The organism is Methylobacterium sp. P5_C11 (assembly GCF_054049775.1).
In genome coordinates this window covers 55,299-61,862 of sequence record NZ_JBFULS010000028.1, presented here as the reverse complement: position 1 = coordinate 61,862, position 6,564 = coordinate 55,299, and the positions used below count along the sequence as shown (strand labels likewise).

The window sequence follows — 6,564 nt, the reverse complement described above, 5'->3', positions numbered from 1 at the left end:
CAAGAGGGTCTTCCACCTCTGCAAGCAAGCCGACCAACAACCCGCTGGTCGCGTCGTTCAATGGCCGACTGCGTGACGTGTGCCTGAACGCGAACTGGATCTTGTCGTCGGCCGATGCTTGGAGCAGGATCGAGGCGTGGCGGCGCCCGTACAACGAGAGCCGTCCTCACACAGCCCTGGGGTGGTTGACGCCTCAGGAATTTGCCGCGGCGGCCGCCGAGCAGGGCGCCAAATGACGCCCGGAGGCGTACCCTTCGGCCGGGCCAAGATCCGGCGGACCGTCACGCAGCCCGAGACCTTGCATTGGTCGTGAACCACAAACGGGGTCAACTCCTCGCTAGATCTCGTGAAGAGGGCATCAGCCCCTGYGGCCGGTGAGCTGTCGCCTCGTCCCGCCGTAGCGTCACTCGGCAATCACTATGCCGCTCCGCTTCACGGACTTTCCGTTCGGGCGCGCGATGGGATCCCGAAAGATCGGTCGCTCGCGTTGATGCCCTGAGCGATGCAGATGATCGCTTCAGAAACGGCGCGGTAGGACGCGGCGTGTTACCCCCTCTTGAGGCTGCTTCGGATCGGAAATCGGAGGTGGATGGTGCGGACGGCGGGACTCGAACCCGCACGGCCTTGCGGCCGCAAGATTTTAAGTCTCGTGCGTCTACCGGTTCCGCCACGTCCGCATGCGCCCTCGGTAGCGGGGGGCGCGGGCGCGATCAAGCGGGGGGCGTCCAGCCGTAGAGCCAGGCGTAGCGGTCGCGCATGCCGACCGGCCCGAGGCGGCCCATCACGGCGTTGCGCAGGAGCGCCACCACGCCGCCGGCATGATAGGTCCGACCGTTGCTCCGCGCCGCCTTCTGGACGCGCCGAACCCGGGCCGCCCGCGCGCCCGAGAACGCGGCGAGCGCCCCGGGAACGTCCGCATGGTCCGAGAGGGCGCGCGTCAGGACGGCGGCGTCCTCGATCGCCAAGGCCGCTCCCTGCGCCAGGTAAGGCAGGACCGGATGGGCCGCGTCTCCGATCAGCGCGACCCGACCACGGGCGAGCGGGCGCGCCACGGCCCGGTCGGCGAGCGACCAGACAAGCCAGGAATCCGGCAGGCTGAGAAGGTCGCGCAGCGGCGCGGCGCAGCCGCGCAAGTGCCCGCGCAGGACGGCCGGCTCTCCGAGGCGGCCCCAGTCCTCGTCACCCACCGCTTCCGGCACCACGGCCACGACGTTCAGGAACTGGCCGTCCCGCACCGGGTAATGCACCACGTGCCGGCCGCGACCGAGCCAAAGCCCGGTGGCGCCGCCGCGCAACGCCTCGGGCGCCGCCTCCATGGGGATCAGCGCCCGCCACGCCGCGGCCTGACCCGGGCGCAGCGGCGCCGTATCGAGGTGGGCGCGCAGGCGCGAGTGCAACCCGTCCGCCCCGATAGCGAGGTCGAAGGCGTGGTCCTGGGATCCGCTCGAACCCTCCACGGTGAGGACCGATTCGGCCGGTGTCTCGGCGAACGCCGAGACGGTGCGGCCCATCATCAGGCGTATCGCCGAGCGGCTGCGCAACGCGTCGAGCAGCAGGGTCTGCAGGTCGGCGCGGTGGATGACGTAGTAGGGGGCGCCGAATTGCGCCTGGGCCTGCGCGCCCAGCGCCACACCGCCGATGCGGCGTCCGCTGTCGAGGGCGCGCACCTCCACGGAGGGCGGCTCGCTCGCGGCCCGGCGCAGGGCGGCCGAGAGTCCGAGGGCGGCCAGCACCCGGCTGGCATTGGGCGAGATCTGGATCCCGGCCCCGACCTCGCTGAAGCCGGTCCGGCGTTCGATCACCGTAACGGAATGGCCGGCATCCGACAGCGCCAACGCCGCCGTCAGGCCGCCGATCCCGGCCCCGACGATCCCGATTCGCAAAGGCTGCCCGATTCGCAAAGGCTGCCCGATTTGCAAAGGCTGCCCGATCGGCGGAGGTCGAAGGTCCGAGGGCACTGCCGGTGCGGACCTACTCCGCCGCGAGCTTGGCGTTGTCGTGCCACACGCAGGCCTGCGGATCCGCCTCGTCGGCCTTCAGGCCGGCGCGGTAGCGGTAGAGCGTCGAGCAGTACTGGCAGATGATCTCGTTGTCGGCGCCCATGTCGAGGAACACGTGCGGGTGGTCGAACGGCGGCAGAGCGCCGATGCACATGAATTCCTTCACGCCCACGGTGATCACCGGCACACCCGGCTCGTTGTGGAAGTGCGGTACCGCCTTGCCTGCCATCCGGCCCTCACCTGCCCCGCGATCGATCGCGCGGCGAATCTGCCCGCGCGCTTCCCGGGCGCCTCGCGGCCGCTTATGCCGCCAGCCCCGCAGCCGGCGCAAGCCTTGCCCAGCCTGCGCCCGACGCGGCTTGGCCTCCCGCACCGCGCACCGTACATAGGAGGCACGCCCGATTGATGACGCCGCGAAAAAAGTCCCGACCATGCAGCAGGAACAGGCCAGTGCGCAGGGTGCGCGCCGCGCCCCGGAACCGCCGATCCACGGTCCCGAGGGTTTCGAAGGCATGCGCCGGGCGGGGCGGCTCACCGCCGAGGCCCTCGACCTGCTGATGGAGGCGACCCAGCCCGGCGTCACCACCGAGGAACTCGACAAGCTCGCCTACACCTTCGCCATGGACCACGGGGCCTACCCGGCCTCGCTGCTCTACCGCGGCTATCCGAAGTCGATCTGTACCTCGATCAACCACGTGGTCTGCCACGGCATTCCCAACGACAAACCCCTGCGCGAGGGCGACATCGTCAACCTCGACATCTGCCTGATCCTCGATGGCTGGCACGGTGATTCGAGCCGCATGGCCTATGTCGGCGAGGTGCCGCGCAAGGCGCAGCGCCTGTGCGAGATCACCTACGAGGCGCTGATGCGTGGCGTCGCGGCGGTGAAGCCCGGCGGCTCGACAAACGATATCGGCCGAGCGATCCAGTCCTATGCCGAGAGTGAGCGCTGCTCGGTGGTGCGCGACTTCTGCGGACACGGACTCGGCCGCACCTATCACGACGCGCCGACCATCCTGCATTACGTCGAGGCGAGCTACGACGTCCCGTTCAAGCCCGGTCAGTTCTTCACGATCGAGCCGATGATCAATCTCGGCCGCCCGTCCGTGAAGGTGCTGGGCGACGGCTGGACCGCCGTCACCCGCGATCGCTCCCTGTCCGCCCAGTTCGAACACACCGTCGGCGTCACCGAGACCGGCGTCGAGGTCTTCACGATCTCGCCGAAGGGGCTGCACCAGCCCGTCAACCCGGCGGCCTGACCGGCCGTGACGCCGGGGTCGGACGACGGCGAGGCCGGGCTGTTCGCCGACGGCGCCCTCCCGTCCGCCGTCGACAAGGAGCCGCCGCACTACCACGGCCACCGCGACCGCCTGCGGGAGAAGTTCTCTGCGGCGGGCGGCGACGCATTGCCCGATTACGAGTTGCTGGAACTGGTTCTCTTCCGAGCGATCCCCCGGCGCGACGTGAAGCCCCTCGCCAAGGCGCTGGTCGCGCGGTTCGGCAGCTTCGCCGAGGTCGTGAGCGCCGAGCCGGCGCGCCTCATGGAGGTGGACGGTGTGAGCGCAGGCGTCGCATCGGACCTCAAGGTGATCGAGGCGGCGTCCCGGCGCCTCGCCCGGGGCGCGATCCGCGAGCGGGCTCTGCTGGCGTCTTGGAGTGCGCTGCACGAGTATCTGCGCGCCACGATGGCGTTCGCTCCGCGCGAGGAATTCCGCGTCCTGTTCCTCGACAAGCGCAACCATCTCATCGCCGACGAGGTGCAGGGGCGCGGCACCGTCGACCACACCCCGGTCTATCCCCGGGAGGTCGCCCGCCGAGCCCTGGAACTCTCGGCGACCGCCATCATCCTGGCGCACAACCACCCCTCCGGCGACCCGTCGCCCTCGGCGGCCGACGTGGCGATGACCCGCGAGATCGTGGCCGTGCTGGCGCCGCTGAAGATCGTGGTCCACGACCACGTGATCCTCGGGCGCAACGGTCACGCCAGCCTGAAAGGCCTGAAACTGATCTGATCCTCTCGCCGCCTTGAGCGTTATCGAGCGCGGATATAGCCATGAACGGATGGCGCGCCTCTTGCCTCAAGAGCGGGAGCGTACGGGAGGAGCGAGATGGCGGTGACGGCCTTCGACGAGATGAACGGGTTCGGCCCCGGTGCCGCCGATCCGGCCGCCGTCCGCGACGCTTACGGGCAGCTCAAGGCGTGGCTCGAATCGACGCCGCCCGAGCACTTCAACACCCGCCGCAGCCAGGCCGAGCTGCTGTTCCGGCGGATCGGCATCACCTTCGCGGTCTACGGCGACAACGAGTCGACCGAGCGGCTGATCCCGTTCGACATCATCCCCCGGGTGATCACCAAGCCGGAATGGGCCTCCCTGGAACGCGGGCTGAAACAGCGGGTCACCGCCATCAACCTGTTCCTGAAGGACATCTACGGCGCGCAGGAATGCATCAAGGCCGGCATCATCCCGGCCGACCTCGTCTACCGCAACGCCCATTACCGCATGGAGATGCGGTCCTTCCGCGTGCCGCACGACCTCTACGTGCACATCGCCGGCATCGACATCGTCCGGACCGGCGAGAACGACTTCTTCGTGCTGGAGGACAACGCCCGCATCCCGTCCGGGGTCTCCTACATGCTGGAGAACCGGGAGGTGATGCTCCGGCTGTTCCCGGACCTGTTCTCCAAGCATCGGGTCGCGCCCGTGGAGAACTACCCCGACGCGCTGCTCGCGACCCTGCGGAGCCTGGCCCCGGTCTCGGCGACCCGGGATCCCACGGTGGTGCTGCTCACCCCCGGCCGCTACAATTCGGCCTTCTACGAGCACTCGTTCCTGGCCGACAAGCTCGGCGTCGAGCTTGTGGAGGCGGGCGACCTCTTCACCAAGGACGACGTGGTGTACATGCGCACCACCGAGGGGCCGCGCCGCGTCGACGTGATCTACCGCCGCCTCGACGACGACTTCCTCGACCCGCTGGTGTTCCGGCCGGACTCGGTCCTCGGCGTGCCGGGGCTGATGAACGCTTACGAGCGCGGGTCGGTGACACTGGCCAACGCGGTCGGAACCGGCATCTCGGACGACAAGGCGGTCTACAGCTACATGCCGGAGATCGTGAAGTTCTTCACCGGCGAGGAGCCGATCCTGCACAACGTGCCGACCTATCGCTGCCGCGAGAAGGATGCCTTCGCCTACGTGATGGATAATCTGTCGGACCTGGTGGTGAAGGAGGTCAACGGCTCGGGTGGCTACGGCATGCTGGTCGGGCCGCATGCCAGCAAGCGCGAACTCGACGACTTCGCCCGGAAGCTCAAGCACGCCCCGGACGGCTTCATCGCGCAGCCGACCCTGTCGCTCTCCACCTGCCCGACCTTCGTGGCCTCCGGCGTCGCCCCGCGCCATGTCGACCTGCGGCCGTTCGTGCTCTGCGGTGCCGATCAGATCCGCATCGTGCCGGGCGGGCTGACCCGGGTTGCGCTGAAGGAAGGCTCCCTGGTGGTCAATTCCAGCCAGGGCGGTGGTACGAAGGACACCTGGGTGCTCGACGCCTGAGATCCACGCGATTTCCGGGCGATCCGCGGCGCGGATTGTGAGATCCGCACGACTTGGCTGAAGACAGATGCTCTCCAGGACTGCCGACAATCTCTTCTGGCTCTCGCGCTACGTCGAGCGTGCCGACTTCGTCGCCCGCATCCTCGATGCGGCGCATCGCTTCGCGTCGCTGCCGTCGAGCTACGGCGGCGGCGAGAGCAACGAGTGGGACTCGGCCCTCGCCTCGGCCGGCGACCCGGACGCGTTCAAGAATCACTACAGCGCGGTGAACGCCGACACGGTCTGCGACTTCCTGGCCTTCAGCCCGCACAACCCGTCCTCGATCCGCTCCTGTATCGAAGCCGCCCGGGAGAACGCCCGCTCGGTGCGCACGGCGCTCACAACCGAGATGTGGGACGCGATCAACGGCGCGTGGCTGGAGCTGCGCAACTACGCCGGCAAGGATCTGAACCGCGACGAGTTCGGCCGCTTCCTCGATTGGGTGAAGACCGTCTCGCTGACCTTCGACGGCTCGGCCTTCCGGACGATGCTGCGCAACGACGCCTTCTGGTTCACGCGACTCGGCACCGCGATCGAGCGGGCCGACAACACCGCCCGCATCCTCGACGTGAAGTACCAGATCCTGCTGCCGCACGACGAGACGGTGGGCGGCAGCCTCGACTATTTCCAGTGGACCACGATCCTGCGCGAAGTCTCGGCGTTCAACGCCTATCACTGGGTGTACCGCGAGAGCGTCAAGCCGCTGCTGGTGGCGGATCTGCTGATGCTCAACAAACAGATGCCGCGCTCCTTCGCGAACTGCTATGGCGTGATCGTCGAGTATCTCGACCTCATCGCCGATGCCTACGGGCGCCGCGGTCCCAGCCAGCGGCTCGCCGGGAACATGCTGGCGAAGCTGGAGGGTGAGGATATCGACCGCGTCTTCGCTTCGGGGTTGCACGAGTTCGTCGAAGCGTTCATCGCCGAGAACAACAACGTCGGCGAGGCGATCGCCAAGCAGTATCTCGTCGGCTGAC

The 6,564-nt window shown here is 68.4% G+C and carries 7 protein-coding genes and 1 tRNA gene; 5 read left to right on the top strand and 3 right to left on the bottom strand.

What is annotated here, in order from left to right:
• On the top strand, positions 1 to 236 hold a 236-nt coding region (locus ACXJKQ_RS16140; RefSeq protein WP_457106743.1), incomplete at its 5' end, for an integrase core domain-containing protein.
• A 354-nt stretch (positions 237 to 590) separates the two neighbouring features.
• On the opposite strand, the gene ACXJKQ_RS16135 is transcribed toward ACXJKQ_RS16140, so the two are convergent.
• The 3 genes from ACXJKQ_RS16135 to ACXJKQ_RS16125 form a co-directional block, all read right to left on the bottom strand.
• Positions 591 to 677 (bottom strand) — tRNA-Leu (locus ACXJKQ_RS16135).
• Positions 678 to 710: 33 nt separating this feature from the next.
• Entirely contained in the window at positions 711 to 1,883 is a 1,173-nt protein-coding gene (locus tag ACXJKQ_RS16130) for an FAD-dependent monooxygenase (protein ID WP_457106742.1), read from the bottom strand.
• Between the two features lie 88 nt (positions 1,884 to 1,971).
• Positions 1,972 to 2,229 (bottom strand): zinc-finger domain-containing protein, encoded by a 258-nt coding sequence (locus ACXJKQ_RS16125; RefSeq protein ID WP_457106741.1) that lies wholly within the window; start codon positions 2,227 to 2,229, stop codon positions 1,972 to 1,974.
• A gap of 202 nt (positions 2,230 to 2,431) precedes the next feature.
• Between ACXJKQ_RS16125 and map the strand changes: the two genes are divergently transcribed.
• The 4 genes from map (at position 2,432) to ACXJKQ_RS16105 (ending at position 6,563) form a co-directional block, all read left to right on the top strand.
• The gene (gene map / locus ACXJKQ_RS16120) at positions 2,432 to 3,259 is read left to right on the top strand and encodes a type I methionyl aminopeptidase (protein ID WP_457106740.1); all 828 of its coding nucleotides are present in this window, start codon (positions 2,432 to 2,434) and stop codon (positions 3,257 to 3,259) included.
• A 39-nt stretch (positions 3,260 to 3,298) separates the two neighbouring features.
• On the top strand, positions 3,299 to 4,012 hold the full coding sequence (gene radC / locus ACXJKQ_RS16115) for a RadC family protein (RefSeq protein WP_457106747.1): 714 nt from the start codon (positions 3,299 to 3,301) through the stop codon (positions 4,010 to 4,012).
• Positions 4,013 to 4,108: 96 nt separating this feature from the next.
• Positions 4,109 to 5,548 (top strand): circularly permuted type 2 ATP-grasp protein, encoded by a 1,440-nt coding sequence (locus ACXJKQ_RS16110; RefSeq protein ID WP_457106739.1) that lies wholly within the window; start codon positions 4,109 to 4,111, stop codon positions 5,546 to 5,548.
• A gap of 67 nt (positions 5,549 to 5,615) precedes the next feature.
• Positions 5,616 to 6,563, top strand: coding sequence for an alpha-E domain-containing protein (locus tag ACXJKQ_RS16105; protein WP_457106738.1), 948 nt, complete (start codon positions 5,616 to 5,618; stop codon positions 6,561 to 6,563).
• Position 6,564 lies beyond the last annotated feature (1 nt).

What these genes read in the sequence shown, in the direction of transcription:
- ACXJKQ_RS16125 (WP_457106741.1), bottom strand. Translation starts at nt 2,229, where the DNA reads ATGGCAGGCAAGGCGGTACCGCACTTCCACAACGAGCCGGGTGTGCCG.
- ACXJKQ_RS16110 (WP_457106739.1), top strand. Translation starts at nt 4,109, where the DNA reads ATGGCGGTGACGGCCTTCGACGAGATGAACGGGTTCGGCCCCGGTGCC.
- map (WP_457106740.1), top strand. Translation starts at nt 2,432, where the DNA reads ATGCAGCAGGAACAGGCCAGTGCGCAGGGTGCGCGCCGCGCCCCGGAA.
- ACXJKQ_RS16105 (WP_457106738.1), top strand. Translation starts at nt 5,616, where the DNA reads ATGCTCTCCAGGACTGCCGACAATCTCTTCTGGCTCTCGCGCTACGTC.